Origin of the sequence: Paenibacillus xylanexedens, from assembly GCF_007676705.1 — a bacterium.
Classification (GTDB): Bacteria; Bacillota; Bacilli; order Paenibacillales; family Paenibacillaceae; genus Paenibacillus; species Paenibacillus xylanexedens_C.
The window spans coordinates 1-15812 of record NZ_VEBF01000007.1 but is presented as its reverse complement, the minus strand read 5'-3'; the positions used below and the strand labels follow the sequence as shown (position 1 = coordinate 15812).

Sequence of the window (15812 nt, the reverse complement as noted above, 5' to 3'; positions counted from 1 at the left end):
CGGAGGGGCACCGCCAATCAGGATGGAGAAAGAGGGTTGAGATGGACTTTATTCATAACCTTGTCGGCCAATTGTTCGATTGGATTCAAAGTCTCGGATACTTTGGAATCATGCTTGGATTAATGATGGAAGTCATCCCGAGCGAAATTGTGCTGGCGTATGGAGGTTTTCTCGTTTCACAAGGTAATATCAACTTTTTCGGTGCTATGATTTTCGGAACAGTGGGCGGTGTGATTGCCCAATTATTTATTTACTGGATTGGCCGTTATGGCGGTAGACCTGTACTTGAACGCTACGGTAAATACATACTCATCCAGAAAAAACACATCGACCATTCCGAAGAGTGGTTCCGCAAGTATGGTACAGGTGTCATTTTCACGGCTCGTTTTGTCCCGGTGGTACGACATGCAATCTCCATCCCGGCTGGCATCACGAAAATGCACGCAGGCAAATTCATCTTGCTTACTACACTCGCTGTTATACCTTGGACTGCATTGTTTATATATTTAGGGATGATTCTTGGAGATCAATGGAAGCACATTGATGAGAAAGCAGCACCATATGTTATGCCTATTTTGTTGGTCGCTCTAGCCCTTATGATTGTTTATGTACTTATTAAATGGATGAATGCTCGTAAAAAGAAAGGAAGTGTCTAGTCATGGGTAAACCCAACTTGTCTCACAAATTCGGTAAAGGTCTGCCACCGAAGGATTTCATCGAGAGTATGACCAAGAACCAGAGTGAATTTCAGGCCAACTATGATAGCTTTACATGGTCGAATGAAGAGGATCGTGAGTTCTTTGAGAGCCTGAACCATCGCGACGATCTGCGTGTGTTAATTCTGGCTGCTGACTGGTGCGGGGATGTTGTACGTAATATTCCGGTTGTGTTCCAGGCGCTTGAAATCTCAGGAATCCCAACAGAAGTTCTGATTATGGAGAACCATCCGGAAGTGATGGATGAGTTCCTGACGATGGGTGGACGCTCCGTGCCAGTCGTTATTTTCGCCGATACAGGCGGCCACGTGTTGGGTCAGTGGGGACCTCGTCCGCAGCATGTACAGGAAGTTATGATTGAATTCAAACGCCTTAATCCGGATCGTGAAGCAGCAGACTATCAAGAAAATTTAGCTGTAGCGCGTCAAGAGATAGGCAAACGTTATGGGGAAGGAACGGAGTCACATGCAGTCATTATCCGTGAGTTGCGTGAACTGATTTCGGGTTACTAAGTCGATATGCTTAACATTCGTACGTTTACACTAGGCCCGCTTCAAACCAATGCGTATCTCCTGCAAGGAGATGATCCGAGTAAAGCAGTCATTATCGATCCGGGCATGAATCCAGGGCCGCTGCTTAAGGCGATCCAAGACTTGGAGATCGAAGCCATTCTCCTGACTCATGCTCACTTTGATCATATGGGTGGGGTAGATGAGATCCGTCAATTGAAGGGATGTCCTGTGTATCTTCATGATTTGGAGAGTGACTGGCTCACAACCCCAAAATTAAATGGATCTTTGAATTGGCCGCAGGCGACACCGCCGCTTTCGACAGAGCCTGCCGAATATGCCATGGACGAAGGACAGAAGCTGAATCTGATTGGTCATACGTTTAAAGTGTTCCATACACCTGGACACTCACCAGGAAGTGTAAGTCTGCTTTGTGGTAATGACCTGTTTGCCGGTGATGTGCTGTTCCGCATGGGTGTGGGCAGAACGGACCTGACCGGAGGGCGTGAACGGGATCTGATCGATTCGATCCAGAACAAGCTTTACACCTTTGCAGATGAAGTGAAAGTGTATCCAGGTCATGGACCCAAAACGACCATTGGTTATGAGAAACAGAACAATCCTTACGTGTCCGCAAGATAATCCGACAGGATATGTGAAGAAAGTCTGGACAAGTGACAACTTTTTCATTAGAATAGCAATTAGTTGTTACAAGCGTTAAGGCATCATCTAACTGAAGCATTACCAAGAAACACCCAACCTCGCGAAGCACGCAGACTGTGGTCTATACCCGGTTTGCGTTCTTTTTTTATTTTCAGCCGTTTTTTTATCGCAGAATCAGCCAGATTTACCCTACATAGAAATGCATGACACGCTTCATAACAATCCAGTTTGAGACCAATAGCAAGTACAGATTGATTTAGAAATAATAAATTTAAGAAAATAGTATATAAGTTGAACTAATCATTTACAGGATAACGGAGAGGACAGAAAAAACCTTAAAAAGCGAAGCGTTCGCCTTTATCACCGGATTTTCCCTTTAAGAAAAGGGAATCAAAAAATCTGGGGATAACAGCGATTGGAAGGTTATTCTGTCATCGTAGTGTCAGTGTAAATAATCTTTAGTTCAACTTATATAGATCAAGAGAGCGGGGAAGATCAGAGTGGAGAAAACAAGAGTCATTCCGTTGGGACAGCGTGTCGAGTATCCGATTATTGAAGAAAACCGTCGCATGTTGGATAGTGGAAAAAGAGAAACAGGTACTAACCGAGCTTTAATACATAATCCTAGCGTGACCAATGAAGTGATCAAGCCTCAGCAGAATATATGGACAAGCCGTGTACTAAGAAACGGAGCCTGCAACCAACCGTGGTTCGACAAACTGCAAGATTACCGGAATCAAGTCTGATTGCCCGGGAAATTGTCGGGTTTAATTTTTTTTGATTCCATTGAACGTTTCTGCAGAGACTGTCGTATTAACTCCAGATTGAACGGGAAGCAGGTGATTTTCATGATAAAGACAGCTGAGCTTGAAGAGGTACGCAGAGCAGTATCGGGGGACGATAGCGCACTCGCAGCGTTGTTGCAACGTCACTACACTTTTGTGTATAAGTATCTTGTCAAAGTGACAATGGACGCTAACCTCGCAGAAGAGACGGTGCAGGATACGATGATTCGTTGTATGGAAAATATCCATCGATATGATGGCACGTCTGCCTTTTCATCATGGATGATCACCATTGCGACCCGCATCTATATCGATAAGACAAGACGTAAGAAGAGAGAACAGAACTGGCTTGCTCTCATCCGGGATCAGGCTGTACGTCGATTCCGCTGGCAGCTTGAGACTCGGAATGAAGAATGGACAGATGTCATGGATGCGATGACAAGACTGACACCCGAACATCGTGTTGCAGTGCTACTGAAGCATTATTATGGATACGGGTATGACGAGATCGGGGAAATGTTGGCTATTCCTGCCGGAACGGTGAAGTCACGCACAGCTTATGGTCTCCGTCAGTTAAGAAAGGAGCTGGAATAAGGATGGGCAGATCAGATGATGCACAAGAACAAGAAGTTGTAGAACGATTGCAGCAACACATGAAAGTGCTGGATGATGCATTTGAGCCGACAAGTATTCCTTCCTTGGGTTCACTTGAAGCCCAAGTGAGGGAACGGAAACAGATTAGACGTCGAGCCAATTGGATCGAGATGATATGTTTCTGGTTGGTTGGATTGCTTGTCATTACGTTCGGGGCATTATTTTTTGTATCTGCTCCAGCTCTATATTTGGGAATCCAGGCTCTTGGTACAGCTGTTGCGGTGATTTTGGCTGTGATCTGGGCAGGACGGCGCCGGAAGGAGGTTCGTCATGAATAAAATGCATTATTCATTGGATGAGGTTTCTCCACTGTGGCTTACATTGCTTGGCATTTTTCTTCTGGTTCAGGGCACATGGATCTTTCAGGACGCACGCAAACGTGGACGTTTCCCCTGGTTATGGGGATTATGGGGGATCACCGGATTTCCCACGCCGCTCATCATATACTGGTTCGTCGTGATTCGATCACAACGCAAGCCAGGCACACAAAACAAGAAAATATGATTGTTTTAATAGAGGTTGTTTAAAAAAGTCCGCTACTCCATTTCTAACTTCATCCCATCTTCTCGGTACCGAATACCGTTCTTTTTAAACACGTACTAATGCAGAGAAAAAAGATTTTGCACAAATATGTTGTTTAATTCTAGTATTCCTAGACATCGTTATTCTTTTCTAGTAGACTATACAGATAAATATTAATGATAGACTACCAGGAGGTTAGACGATGCTGCGATTAGGAGAGAAGGTTGTCATCGTCGCGGATGCGTTTGAGCAGAATCTTCCTGTGGGGGAATATGGTTTCATCATCGCTTATGACCGGAATCCGGACAATGCGTTCGATTACGTGCTTCGAGTGCCGCAGGTGAACCGGAACTTTTTTGTTCCATCCGGCGACGTCGATCTGGAAGAGGTTCTGCTGAAGCAGGAAGCTGAGCGGGTCGAGCGAGAAGCGTTGATAGATTACGCCCTTGCGACACACAATGAGAAGCTGTTTCATCATCTGATGAACGGAGATTTTCAAGCTGTGGAAGAGGAAGAGGAAACCGCGAACGATGTTATGTCACAGGCGGATTTTATAAAGCAGGTTAATCTGCGTGCATGGATTTAGAATTTTAAGAGTCGGCTGATGCCGGCTCTTTTTTATTTTATAAGTTTGATTTCAGCTTCCCGGAAGCCTGTCAGGTCATTTGCATTGAATTGTCGAACTATCTCACCTATAATGAAAAAAGTTATCTTGAGACTTTAGCCCGTTAAACGAGCGATTCGTTTCAGGTCGTTTCGGGAATCAGAACGAATGAAGGAGGCATCCGCTAATGAGTATTTCGAATAATGACGTTCAGCATGTGGCCAAGCTGGCCCGGCTCAACTTGACTGCTGAAGAAGAACAGACCCTGACAGGTCAGCTGAACGCGATTTTAAAATATGCAGAAAAGCTGAATGAGCTGGATACAGAAGACATCGAACCCACCACTCACGTTCTGCACGTAAGCAATGTTATGCGTGATGATGAGACCAAAGAAAGCCTGTCGATTGAACAGGTGATGCGCAATGCACCGGAAGAAGAAGACGGGCAGTTTAAAGTGCCTGCTGTAATGGAATAACGGATAACCGGAAGGAGGACAAAAACAGTGAGTTTATTTGAACAATCGTTGCCTGAGTTACATAACAAGCTGCATGCCAAAGAGCTGTCGGTCAGCGATCTGGTGGATCAGGCGTATCAGAACATTGGCGCGCATGATGATAAAGTTAAGGCATATTTGGCACTGGATGAAGAACAAGCACGCGCTCGTGCACGTCAACTGGATGACCGTCTGGTTAGCGGCGAGGAGAAAGGTTTGCTTTTCGGCCTGCCTGTAGGCATTAAGGATAACATCGTTACAAACGGACTGCGCACGACGTGTGGTAGCCAGTTTCTTCGTAATTTCGACCCGGTGTATGATGCGACAGTTGTCGAGAAATTGAAAGCTGCGGATACCGTAACTATTGGTAAACTCAACATGGACGAATTCGCCATGGGCGGCTCCAATGAGAATTCAAGTTTCTCCCCTGTACGTAATCCATGGGCACTTGATCGTGTTCCAGGAGGCTCCAGTGGTGGTTCTGCAGCAGCTGTGGCTGCGGGAGAAGCATACTTTACACTCGGATCAGACACAGGTGGCTCCATCAGACAGCCTGCTTCGTATTGCGGTGTTGTTGGATTGAAGCCGACCTATGGACTTATTTCCCGCTTTGGTCTTGTGGCATTTGCTTCATCCCTGGATCAGATTGGACCTTTGACGAAAAATGTTGAAGATTCTGCCTATGTATTGCAAGCCATTGCTGGTTATGATGGCAAAGATTCGACATCTGCAAAAGTGGAGATTCCCGATTATTTGAGCGGACTGACAGGTGATGTCAAAGGACTTCGTATTGCCGTTCCGAAAGAATATATCGGTGAAGGCGTCGATCCACAAGTGAAAGAGACAGTTCTGTCTGCATTGAAAGTTCTCGAAGGACTCGGGGCAACATGGGAAGAAGTATCCCTTCCGCATACCGAATATGCGGTAGCTACGTATTACCTGCTTGCTTCTTCGGAAGCTTCTTCGAACCTGGCTCGATTTGATGGTGTACGTTATGGCGTGCGTGCAGACAATCCGGACAACTTGTTGGATCTGTATCATCAATCCCGCAGTCAAGGCTTTGGTCCTGAAGTGAAACGACGCATAATGCTTGGAACGTATGCACTCAGCTCGGGTTACTATGATGCCTATTATCTGAAAGCACAGAAAGTTCGTACATTGATCAAACAGGATTTCGACAATGTATTTGCCAAATATGATGTCATTATCGGACCAACTGCGCCAACAACGGCGTTCAAACTGGGGTCACAGGTGGATGATCCACTTACGATGTATCTGAACGATATTTTGACGATTCCGGTCAACCTGGCTGGTGTACCTGCTGTTAGTATTCCATGTGGATTCTCGGAAGGATTGCCAGTAGGCCTGCAGATTATCGGTAAAGCATTTGATGAAACGACCGTATTGCGTGTAGCGCATGCGTTTGAACAAAATACAGAATTCCACAAGCAGCGTCCGCAGCTGTAGACTGCCCGGAACGGAGGAATATAGAAATGTCCGCATCTAAATATGAAACGGTCGTTGGACTTGAGGTCCACGTGGAGTTGCACACGAACTCCAAAATTTTCTGTGGTTGCTCCACAGCTTTTGGAGCTCCGCCGAATACGCATACCTGTCCGGTCTGCCTTGGGCATCCGGGCGTATTGCCTGTACTGAATCGTCAAGCTGTAGACTATGCGATGAAGGCAGCGATGGCCCTGAATTGTACGATTGCTGATGTCAGCAAGTTTGACCGTAAAAACTACTTTTACCCCGATTCACCAAAAGCCTACCAGATCTCGCAATTCGATCAACCGATCGGTGAGAACGGCTGGATTGATATCGAAGTGAATGGTGAAACGAAACGAATCGGCATCACGCGTCTTCACTTGGAAGAAGATGCAGGGAAGCTCACACATATCGATGGTGGGTACGCGTCTTTGGTGGACTTCAACCGTGTCGGCACCCCACTCGTGGAGATCGTATCCGAGCCTGAGATTTCTTCTCCGGAAGAGGCACGTGCGTATCTCGAAAAATTGCGTGCAATCATGCAGTACTGTGATGTGTCGGATGTGAAGATGGAAGAAGGTTCACTGCGTTGTGACGCCAACATCAGTTTGCGTCCACATGGTCAGGAGAAGCTGGGAACAAGAGCCGAGCTGAAAAACATGAACTCCTTCCGTGGTGTGCAGCGTGGTCTGGAATATGAACAGTATCGTCAGGCTGAAATTCTGGATGATGGCGGTGAAGTGGTTCAGGAGACACGTCGTTGGGACGAAGCTCAAGGAAAAACACTGTCGATGCGTGGCAAGGAACAGGCGCATGACTACCGTTATTTCCCGGACCCGGATCTCGTGAAGCTGCATATTGATGCGGACTGGAAAGAGCGGATCAAGGCTACCATACCTGAGCTTCCGGACGAACGTAAGGCTCGTTACACGGCTGATTACGGATTGCCTAGTTATGATGCAGAGGTTATTACTTCATCAAAAGCTATTGCTGATCTTTTTGAGGATAGCCTGAAATTCACTGAGGATGCCAAATCCGTATCCAACTGGATTATGGGCGACTTACTGGGTTACCTGAATACGAGCAACCTCGAGGTGACTCAGGTTCCATTAACGGGTCAAGGTTTGGGTGAGATGATCGGACTGCTTGAGAAGGGCACCATTAACAGTAAAATCGCCAAAACGGTATTCAAAGAAATGCTGGAGAGCGGCAAGCTTCCACAGCAGATCGTTGAAGAGAAGGGTCTTGTGCAGATTAGTGATGAAGGTGCCATTCTAGCCATCGTTGAGCAGGTTGTGGCGAACAATCCTCAATCTGTGGAAGATTATAAGGCTGGTAAACAGAAAGCCATTGGTTTCCTCGTTGGTCAAGTTATGAAAGAAAGTAAAGGCAAGGCGAATCCCGCCCTCGCCAACCAACTGCTTGCAGATGTACTGAACCGCTAATCCTTCCGGTGAGGCCGGACAGAAAGAGGCTCGTCCCTGTGACAGCCTCTTTTTGTTATGAAAGAGACGAAAGTAATTCAGACGGGGGAACGGATATGAACATTCAATCATTGTCATTACGTGATCTGGAGACGTTGGGACAGTTATGGAGACTTCAACATATGGCCTATCGATTGGAAGCTGAAATCATCGGATTTCAGGAGATTCCTCCTTTGATGGATACGATGGAGACACTTCGGGATTGCGGAGAGCACTTTTATGGTGTCCATGATGACGGAGAACTTATCGGGGCTGTCGCTGTAGCGGAGGAAGAGGAGAACACACTGACCATTACACGAATGATGGTGCACCCGGATCACTTTCGCAAGGGAATCGCTGCATCTTTAATGACGCATGTCTTGGAACAGCATGCAGATCTTCCGCGTTATATCGTCTCCACAGGAACGCTGAATCAACCCGCTGTGAAACTGTACACCAAATTTGGTTTCAAACCCGTGGAAGTCACACAGATTGCACCTGGAGTGGAATTAACGACTTTTCACAAGAATAAACTTTAATAACGTTAACAACTTGGAGGAGGAATACCGACTTTGGGCGATCCCTGGTTCATTGATGAGTGGCACATTTTATTACGATTATTACTGGCTATGCTGCTTGGAGGGCTCGTAGGCCTGGAGCGGGAACGGTCCAATCATGCTGCTGGTTTGCGTACCCATATTTTGGTCTGTCTGGGCTCTGCACTGATTATGATGTTGTCTGTTTATGGCTTTAAAGATTTTGCTAATGAATTAAATGTAAGGATCGACCCAGCCCGTCTGGCTACAGCTGTAATTACTGGTGTCGGATTCCTGGGAGCAGGGACAATTCTCTTCACTGGAAAATCCATCACCGGATTGACTACGGCAGCTTCGATCTGGGTTGTTGCAGCTATTGGGCTCGCAGCAGGTGCGGGATTCTTTTTTGCATCGATCGTATCCACCGTCCTGGTATTGCTTAATCTCTGGGTATTTAACAAACTGGAGCTGAGGTATTTACGAGGGAACAAGATGCATGTCGTTACACTTCATACGTTGTCAGAACCCGGTTTTCTGGAACAACTGTCTTCATGTATGGAGCAGGAGAAGATCAAGATCCGTAAAATTACTGTGAATGAACAAGACCTGGCATTTGCAGAGATGATATCGGTTGAACGCAAAATTGAGATTGTGCTGCATGTCCAGGTACCGCATGATTTCGAAACAGTAGGGCTTGTATCTAAGTTAAGGCAGTGGGAACACGTGACCAAAGTTTCGATCGAATAAATGAATTACAACCCTCCACAGGCCAGTAGTGCCGGAGGGTTTTTGGTCATATCCATATTTCTTCCAGTTACTCTCCTTGCTCTTTAGGGTACTATCTAACCAAATGCATGAAGAGCGGAAGGTCGGATCAGAAGAGAGGAGTATGTTATGAAGCGGAGACGTCAATTGAACAAAAAGACCCGTACAGTTCAGGCCAAACCGGTCAGAAATCGGACTCACAAGTTTATTGCGGGATTACTTAGTGCCATTATTCCTGGGCTTGGTCATATTTATCTGAGATTGTACATGCGAGGTTTGACCTTTATGCTGCTGGTTTTGCTTGATCTGTCAGCAGTGTTGTACTTCTCATCCATTGGAATACAGATCAATGTGCCATTGCTTATCTTGCTTGCTTTGTGTATCCCGGTTATTTACTTTTACAATGTATATGATGTGCTGCAATCTGCAGATTGGGTCATGATGCGCAGACGGAGAGCAGTAACCCAGGGAACTTTGGACAAGCCGGTATCCAATGAACGTTCTACACGAGAGGCAATGATGGTCTGGGAGAGAGGCATATCGTTTGGGTTGCTCCTGATTGTGGGAGGGTCTTTGATGGTACTGTTTTTCCGTAAACCACGCTGGTTCCAGGAGATTCTTGCCATGTACGGTGGATATTCATTTGCGATTCTTATGATTGTAGGAGGATTGCTTCTGTTCGGGCGTGAGTTTTGGGTTATGTTGAACAAGAAAAAATTGTAGTCGATACGATAAAGGGGGGAACCTGATGAACCGTAAAGTCCGGGTTGGCCGCTATACGGCTGCCGCCTTAATCATAGCGGTTGGTGTGCTGTTGATTTTGGATAAACGGTGGGGAACTGACTATGTATATGAGATGGTGGACTGGTGGCCATTTTTACTCGTTGTTTTAGGCGTGGAATATATTGTGCTGTTCTTGTGGACACGTAGAAGAAAAAAAGTGCAATCCGTTAATTCAGACAATCCCGATGAACCCATAAAAGTACGTTTTAGACCCGATGCCAAAGGCATTCTGACCTCGTTGATTTTGGCGGCTTCTGTATTTATTGTTACGGAACAGGATCACTACATGCACTTATGGAATAGAGTGAGTCTAAATCTTGGAGCGGCTTCCATGGACTACAGTCAAGCTGCAGGATATATGGAAGATAAGGGCACGATCCGTGTACCTGTTGGTATGGATACTTCAGATCTGGTGGTTGAAGGTGTGAACGGAGATATCTCGGTACAACGGGGAGACACAGAGGAGATTGAAGTACGAACGGTTATCTGGGTGGATCAGACGACGGAGGTGCAGGCGAAAGCCGTAGCGGATGCCTCTTTTGTGGAGACGGATGGAACGAAAGTAATTCATATCAAGGCTACAGGCAAGACGTATGGAGAAAATGAAAAAACACAGCCACGGATGAATATGACTATTACGATTCCGGATGATCGTCGCTTTAATTTGGATATTCGAACTTCCAATGGAGCCATATTATTAAATCGTCCGGAAGCGATCAGTACTATATTAGCTGAAACGGGGAACGGACGAATCCGGATTACCAATGCCGTGGGAGATATCTCGGGGAAAACGTTGAACGGAGATGTCATTGTGGCCAACGCCATTGGTAATGTAGATCTGGACAGTAACCGTGGAGACATGAAGGCTCGCGGTGTTTCAGGAGATGTCGATCTGACCACACAAGTGGGAAGTATCAGTATCGCAGACTCCGTTGGCGAATTCACGGCAGAGACACGTAACGGCAATATTACGCTGGATGGAGCCAATCTGGGAATCAAGGCTCAATCGCTCAATGGCAGTATTAACATCGTATCTGCCAAAGTCGGAGGAGACTGGGATGTGTACAGTGCTGTAGGTGCCATTAACGTGCTGCTCCCTGATCGGGGGGACTATAGTCTTTCTGGTTCCAGCAGTTATGGAGATTTAAGCACTGATTTGCCTTTCAAAGTCCAGAACAAAACCATAGAAGGCCAGCTCGGGGAGGGTGAGTACAGGGTGAAAATTGAAGGCAACAGTGATCTCACCATTCAGAGCAACCCGGCCGTGTCTACGCCAGAAAAAGTTACACCGGAGTCTGAAGATGCGCCTGAGAATCTGGAACAGACAACCGAAGACGGAGCAAATTCCCAGGAGGATTCTACAGAGGTTCCTTGACCACCGCGTTGACAATAAACTTGTAATCGCCGTAAAATAAATGTACACTGGCAAGATTACACGACACGATAGATGGGGTGTCGTTGTTAATGGCCGGGAATCAACTCTGTACGAGGAGACAGTACTCACTCTTCACCAGAGAATGAATGAAAGGTAAGGCGGTGGGTTTTATGGCAACACGTGTCCAACATGCGTTGGAGCATCTGAAAACGACCGGTGTCCGTATTACACCCCAGCGTCATGCCATATTGAACTATCTGATGGAATCCATGGGGCATCCGACAGCCGATGAAATTTACCGAGCGCTTGAACCCCAATTTCCCAGTATGAGCGTGGCGACGGTATATAACAATTTGAAGATGTTTCTGGAAGCTGGCATGGTCCGGGAATTGACATACGGAGATAATTCAAGCCGCTTCGATGCCAATGTGACGGATCATTATCATGTTATCTGTGATCAATGCGGCAAGATTGAAGACTTCAGCTATCCTTCACTCAAAAGTGTAGAACTTCAAGCGGAGTCTAGTACGGGTTTTGAAGTACATGGTCACCGATTGGAAGTATATGGCGTTTGTAAAAGTTGCAGGGATTAAGAGAGTTGAATTACAATATTAACGTGTAGAATTCAGAGTATGGATTCTACACGTTTTTTTTATAAACAACTTATGCGCACATTCTTATGATTCAGCATAATTAACGGAGGTAGACGTTTGGGTAGAAAAAGCAGATATACACGTCAGAAGCGACGTTCATTTTGGCCCGGTTTTCTCGGAGCTTGTCTGATCGCCGGGGGTGCCTACTGGCTTATAACGAATGTATGGTTGAACCAGACCCATGAAGACCCGGATTGGGTAGGAAGAAGTCAGCCTATTTTTGTGGATGGGCAACTGATGGACGGAGACGCTTCGGGTACAGGGGATCAACTCAAGTTACCTGTTAAGGTGCTGCAAGAGGCGGTTGATGCGGGTATACGTTATGAACCAGAGTCTGGAGATATCATTATTGCCTCCCCTCAGCGTGTCCTTCATATGAAGGAGGGCAGCACACAAGCAGAACTTAATCACAAGGACTATCCTATGACGGTTAAGCCGGAGGTTAAGGACGGAGAAGCGTACATTCCGCTCAAACCATTGAAAGAAGTATACGGCATAACCATACAGGAAGATGCGGTAACAGGTGCTGTGCTGCTGATGCGTGGAGGAGACACGATACAATATGCAGCGATTGATACGTTGTCATCCAAAGAAGACAAGACAGTACCGCTATATAAACGTGGGGGAGAATCCTCACCAATCATTGCTGAGATGGATAAGAATGCACGGGTACGTGTATGGCAGACGGGTGATGACCAGAGTTTTGTTCAACTCGATAATGGTTATGCCGGATATGTTGATAATGATTATATCGCGCTCACCGAGAAAAAGAAGGTGGACATGCCCAAGTACACGCTGACTGCAGCTGAGAAGAAGTGGCAGAATAAACCGGTCAACCTGGTTTGGGAAGCTGTGTACAATCGTCAGCCTGATGTAAGCTCTATTGGTAAAATGCCGGGTGTAAATGTGGTCAGCCCCACATGGTTCCACATTACAGATGGACAGGGCACTGTGAAAAGTAAGGGAAACCAGGCTTATGTAAACTGGGCTCATCGTTCCGGCATGGAAGTATGGGGGTTAATGGATAACAGCTTTGATCCCGACATTACAAAAGAAGCCGTCGCTTCTTACAAGACACGCACTCATATTATCGAGCAGATGCTAGAGTATGCACAGACATATCAATTGGATGGTATCAACATCGACTTTGAGAACGTGTACACAGATGACGGGCCGAATATTACGCAATTTGTACGCGAGATCAAGGCGATGGCGCGCATACATGGATTAATGTTATCCGTTGATGTGACACCAAAATCGAACAGCGAGATGTGGTCAGCCTTTCTGGATCGCCGCGCTTTAGGTTCTTTTGCAGACTATGTTATTGTGATGGCTTATGATGAACATTGGGCGGCCAGTCCCAAGGCAGGTTCGGTAGCATCTCTGCCGTGGACCGAGGCTTCCATGAGACGCATACTTGAGGAGGATGAAGTACCTTCTAACAAGTTGATTATGGCGGTTCCGCTCTACACACGGATCTGGACGGAAGAGACGGATGATCAAGGCGAGGTTAAGGTGTCTTCCAAAGCGGTAGGCATGAATACCATTGTGGAACTCATCCAAGAAAAGAAACTCAAACCCGAACTGGATCAGGCAAGTGGACAGAACTATGTGGAATATGAGGAAGATGGAGCTACCAAGAAAATATGGATCGAAGATGCCGTGTCCCTGCAGGCGCGTGTGGATTTGATTGCTTCGTTGAAACTGGGCGGAGTAGCTGCGTGGAATCGGAGCTTTGCTAATGCTTCTGCCTGGGAGGTATTAAAGCAAGCCGGTTACCAGAAATAATTAACTTGCTCCGGGTTCGACGGATCACTTTGCTTGTTTTGCTTCGCAGAGCCAAAAGTTGCTCCCGTTCGATACCAGCTTACATGCAATCTATCATTTTAGTAGCTGTAGGACTTATAACTTAACTTCGTATTTTAACTTGTCATAACATTTACAAGGGTTACACTTATAAGCCAAGCCAAAAAAGGTCCGGTAGACATACCGGGCCTTTTTTTGTTCTTGGATGAAATTAAGGTGAAAGACATCGGGCGGTTGAAGATCAATTTGTACTATCCATCGGTGGGGGGGACTGTTGTAGAAGGCGCTTTCAGTTGTTGACTGGTCATATTAGCCTTATTAGGATCCAGGGTGAGGATGGTATGACAGAACATGCATCGATCCGTTTTGCCAAGCATTTTGGTTAACTTCCCGCATTCCGGGCAGTCGACTTGTACTGCGCTGGTGGAGAGTATGCCAGCCCAGAAATAGATGGCCAGACTGGCCATCATGGCAATCAGTCCGATGACGAGTCCAACAGCTGCGAATACTTTGCCTGCATGTCCCCAGAATACAATCCCGGCTGTCCCCAGTATCATTAGGCCCATACCCAGCATGGTCAGCAGTAATCCCCAAGTGCGAAAAGCATTAATTTTTGCTGATTTAAAAATCATGAAAAATGCTCCTATCGTATGAGTAGTAACGGACCTGGAAAAGAAGGAAACTTTAGTCTGGATGTAGAATTACATTATAACTGACTTGGCGCTTATCTGCCATGAATTGTATGGAGGGAATCGTGGAATTAAAGAACCTTGCTTTTTTGTCCGAACAGTCGGAAGAGACGGGGGCAGTTGGGGCTATCGCTTATTCCCACCCGGGAGAGCGATTCCACGGCTCCCTAGTTCAAGATTTTGAATTATTAGTACTTGTTGTTCATAACGATGACCAATTGACATCGACGGTGGGACATTACAGATATGGTGATCTTCGTTATCAAATGATCTATGCCAGCCGTCATGAAGTACAGAGCAGTGTAATTACCGGTAATCATAATAACCTCACCCAGTGTCTGATTGAAGGTGAGATCATCTGGGAAGCAGACAGCGCATTAAGTGATTTGCGAGAAGAATTGTCTGCTTTTGGTACAGAATTGCGTGAGCAGAAGCTTCTGCACGAATTCACCAGTTTCTTGAGAATGTATGTCGAGGCCAAGCGTCATATCCAGGAAGGTCATGTGGTAGACGCCTACTACAATGTATTAGAGGCTTTGGGGAACTGGGCACGAATTGTGTTGATTGAACAGGGGATATACCCGGATCATGCGGTATGGACACATGTGCAGAATCTGGACCGCGCTTTATGGAAGCTATATCAGGAGCTTACCGTAAGCTCGGAGACGCTGGAGCAGCGAGTAGAGCTTGTATTGCTTGCCTGTGAGTTCTCCGTAATGTCCAAAATGAGTGAATGTTCAGAGCTTCTACTCCGTGTGTTAAGAAGTCGCAAGGAGCCGTGGAGCATGAATGAGCTTGTTCATCATCCCCAGTTAAGATTTGTTAGAGAGGATCTGCCGTTGGTTCTGCGTAAGCTGGTCTTTCGTTCTATTGTAAAAGAATCGGCAGGATGGCCATCAATCGAAGGAGAGGGCCGGGACATTCGGTATTGGATTGAGTCATAACCTCATCTAGAAGACTGATACTATATTCATCACATAAGGGAGGGGAAACCTTCCTTTTTTGTTTGTTTAATAATTTATAAAAAAATGTTGACTCTCATTCGCGATATGTGATACATTATATTTCGTTCCTCAAACGAGCTAATCGCCAACAAACGATAAAATCTTTAGAGGAAAAGTGAAGAACTAAAGCTTCAAAAAAAGAAATTAAAAAAAGTTCTTGACGAAAACAAACGAAATGTGTTACATTATTTAAGTCGCCGCCGAAACTTGGTTGAGACGAAAAATGAGTAAAACAAATCGTGTTTGATCTTTGAAAACTGAACAACGAGTGAGTAAACATTCTGCTTGCAGAATGAAACGCGAA

At 46.0% G+C, this 15812-nt stretch carries 19 protein-coding genes; 18 read left to right on the top strand and 1 reads right to left on the bottom strand.

Annotation, left to right across the window (positions count from 1 at the left end; genetic code table 11):
• Window positions 1–41: 41 nt before the first annotated feature.
• The 17 genes from FS628_RS25610 (at window position 42) to FS628_RS25530 (ending at window position 13797) form a co-directional block, all read left to right on the top strand.
• Complete coding sequence (locus tag FS628_RS25610) at window positions 42–656, top strand: DedA family protein (protein ID WP_145325788.1); 615 nt, start codon at window positions 42–44, stop codon at window positions 654–656.
• A 2-nt stretch (window positions 657–658) separates the two neighbouring features.
• Window positions 659–1228 (top strand): thioredoxin family protein, encoded by a 570-nt coding sequence (locus FS628_RS25605; protein ID WP_145325787.1) that lies wholly within the window; start codon window positions 659–661, stop codon window positions 1226–1228.
• Window positions 1229–1234: 6 nt separating this feature from the next.
• Entirely contained in the window at window positions 1235–1867 is a 633-nt protein-coding gene (locus tag FS628_RS25600) for an MBL fold metallo-hydrolase (RefSeq protein WP_145325786.1), read from the top strand.
• 521 nt (window positions 1868–2388) lie between these two features.
• The gene (locus FS628_RS25595) at window positions 2389–2634 is read left to right on the top strand and encodes a hypothetical protein (RefSeq protein ID WP_145325785.1); all 246 of its coding nucleotides are present in this window, start codon (window positions 2389–2391) and stop codon (window positions 2632–2634) included.
• A gap of 102 nt (window positions 2635–2736) precedes the next feature.
• On the top strand, window positions 2737–3267 hold the full coding sequence (gene sigY, locus FS628_RS25590) for an RNA polymerase sigma factor SigY (RefSeq protein WP_145325784.1): 531 nt from the start codon (window positions 2737–2739) through the stop codon (window positions 3265–3267).
• A 2-nt stretch (window positions 3268–3269) separates the two neighbouring features.
• Window positions 3270–3605 carry a YxlC family protein gene (locus FS628_RS25585; RefSeq protein ID WP_145325783.1) on the top strand — a complete coding sequence of 112 codons (336 nt, stop codon included), beginning with the start codon at window positions 3270–3272 and terminating at the stop codon, window positions 3603–3605.
• Window positions 3598–3831, top strand: coding sequence for a hypothetical protein (locus tag FS628_RS25580; protein WP_186327968.1), 234 nt, complete (start codon window positions 3598–3600; stop codon window positions 3829–3831). Before FS628_RS25585 ends, FS628_RS25580 begins: the two co-directional genes overlap by 8 nt.
• 220 nt (window positions 3832–4051) lie before the next feature.
• A complete protein-coding gene (locus FS628_RS25575) occupies window positions 4052–4435 on the top strand; it encodes a hypothetical protein (RefSeq protein ID WP_024631336.1) in 384 nt (127 codons plus the stop codon).
• A 205-nt stretch (window positions 4436–4640) separates the two neighbouring features.
• A complete protein-coding gene (gene gatC / locus FS628_RS25570; RefSeq protein WP_076333553.1) occupies window positions 4641–4928 on the top strand; it encodes an Asp-tRNA(Asn)/Glu-tRNA(Gln) amidotransferase subunit GatC in 288 nt (95 codons plus the stop codon).
• Between the two features lie 27 nt (window positions 4929–4955).
• Window positions 4956–6413, top strand: a complete 1458-nt coding sequence (gatA, locus tag FS628_RS25565; RefSeq protein ID WP_145325782.1) for an Asp-tRNA(Asn)/Glu-tRNA(Gln) amidotransferase subunit GatA — start codon at window positions 4956–4958, stop codon at window positions 6411–6413.
• 26 nt (window positions 6414–6439) lie between these two features.
• Window positions 6440–7879, top strand: a complete 1440-nt coding sequence (gene gatB, locus FS628_RS25560; RefSeq protein ID WP_145325781.1) for an Asp-tRNA(Asn)/Glu-tRNA(Gln) amidotransferase subunit GatB — start codon at window positions 6440–6442, stop codon at window positions 7877–7879.
• Between the two features lie 95 nt (window positions 7880–7974).
• On the top strand, window positions 7975–8436 hold the full coding sequence (locus FS628_RS25555) for a GNAT family N-acetyltransferase (protein ID WP_145325780.1): 462 nt from the start codon (window positions 7975–7977) through the stop codon (window positions 8434–8436).
• Between the two features lie 33 nt (window positions 8437–8469).
• Window positions 8470–9180, top strand: coding sequence for an MgtC/SapB family protein (locus FS628_RS25550; protein WP_145325779.1), 711 nt, complete (start codon window positions 8470–8472; stop codon window positions 9178–9180).
• Between the two features lie 147 nt (window positions 9181–9327).
• Window positions 9328–9921, top strand: coding sequence for a hypothetical protein (locus tag FS628_RS25545; RefSeq protein WP_145325778.1), 594 nt, complete (start codon window positions 9328–9330; stop codon window positions 9919–9921).
• Between the two features lie 25 nt (window positions 9922–9946).
• Window positions 9947–11356 carry a DUF4097 family beta strand repeat-containing protein gene (locus FS628_RS25540; protein ID WP_145325777.1) on the top strand — a complete coding sequence of 470 codons (1410 nt, stop codon included), beginning with the start codon at window positions 9947–9949 and terminating at the stop codon, window positions 11354–11356.
• A gap of 170 nt (window positions 11357–11526) precedes the next feature.
• Window positions 11527–11949, top strand: a complete 423-nt coding sequence (gene perR / locus FS628_RS25535) for a peroxide-responsive transcriptional repressor PerR (protein WP_026081471.1) — start codon at window positions 11527–11529, stop codon at window positions 11947–11949.
• Between the two features lie 117 nt (window positions 11950–12066).
• A complete protein-coding gene (locus FS628_RS25530) occupies window positions 12067–13797 on the top strand; it encodes a glycosyl hydrolase family 18 protein (RefSeq protein ID WP_145325776.1) in 1731 nt (576 codons plus the stop codon).
• Window positions 13798–14066: 269 nt separating this feature from the next.
• On the opposite strand, the gene FS628_RS25525 is transcribed toward FS628_RS25530, so the two are convergent.
• Complete coding sequence (locus FS628_RS25525) at window positions 14067–14447, bottom strand: DUF2614 family zinc ribbon-containing protein (protein ID WP_145325775.1); 381 nt, start codon at window positions 14445–14447, stop codon at window positions 14067–14069.
• Window positions 14448–14569: 122 nt separating this feature from the next.
• Between FS628_RS25525 and FS628_RS25520 the strand changes: the two genes are divergently transcribed.
• Window positions 14570–15448: a nucleotidyltransferase-like protein gene (locus FS628_RS25520; RefSeq protein WP_260871189.1), complete on the top strand. Its 879-nt coding sequence runs from the start codon at window positions 14570–14572 to the stop codon at window positions 15446–15448.
• Window positions 15449–15812 lie beyond the last annotated feature (364 nt).

Excerpts from the sequence above, each read along its gene's own strand:
- FS628_RS25610 (WP_145325788.1), top strand. The coding sequence starts at position 42 with ATGGACTTTATTCATAACCTTGTCGGCCAATTGTTCGATTGGATTCAA.
- FS628_RS25605 (WP_145325787.1), top strand. The coding sequence starts at position 659 with ATGGGTAAACCCAACTTGTCTCACAAATTCGGTAAAGGTCTGCCACCG.
- FS628_RS25600 (WP_145325786.1), top strand. The coding sequence starts at position 1,235 with ATGCTTAACATTCGTACGTTTACACTAGGCCCGCTTCAAACCAATGCG.
- sigY (WP_145325784.1), top strand. The coding sequence starts at position 2,737 with ATGATAAAGACAGCTGAGCTTGAAGAGGTACGCAGAGCAGTATCGGGG.
- FS628_RS25585 (WP_145325783.1), top strand. The coding sequence starts at position 3,270 with ATGGGCAGATCAGATGATGCACAAGAACAAGAAGTTGTAGAACGATTG.
- FS628_RS25580 (WP_186327968.1), top strand. The coding sequence starts at position 3,598 with ATGAATAAAATGCATTATTCATTGGATGAGGTTTCTCCACTGTGGCTT.
- FS628_RS25575 (WP_024631336.1), top strand. The coding sequence starts at position 4,052 with ATGCTGCGATTAGGAGAGAAGGTTGTCATCGTCGCGGATGCGTTTGAG.
- gatC (WP_076333553.1), top strand. The coding sequence starts at position 4,641 with ATGAGTATTTCGAATAATGACGTTCAGCATGTGGCCAAGCTGGCCCGG.
- gatB (WP_145325781.1), top strand. The coding sequence starts at position 6,440 with ATGTCCGCATCTAAATATGAAACGGTCGTTGGACTTGAGGTCCACGTG.
- FS628_RS25555 (WP_145325780.1), top strand. The coding sequence starts at position 7,975 with ATGAACATTCAATCATTGTCATTACGTGATCTGGAGACGTTGGGACAG.
- FS628_RS25545 (WP_145325778.1), top strand. The coding sequence starts at position 9,328 with ATGAAGCGGAGACGTCAATTGAACAAAAAGACCCGTACAGTTCAGGCC.
- FS628_RS25540 (WP_145325777.1), top strand. The coding sequence starts at position 9,947 with ATGAACCGTAAAGTCCGGGTTGGCCGCTATACGGCTGCCGCCTTAATC.
- perR (WP_026081471.1), top strand. The coding sequence starts at position 11,527 with ATGGCAACACGTGTCCAACATGCGTTGGAGCATCTGAAAACGACCGGT.
- FS628_RS25525 (WP_145325775.1), bottom strand. The coding sequence starts at position 14,447 with ATGATTTTTAAATCAGCAAAAATTAATGCTTTTCGCACTTGGGGATTA.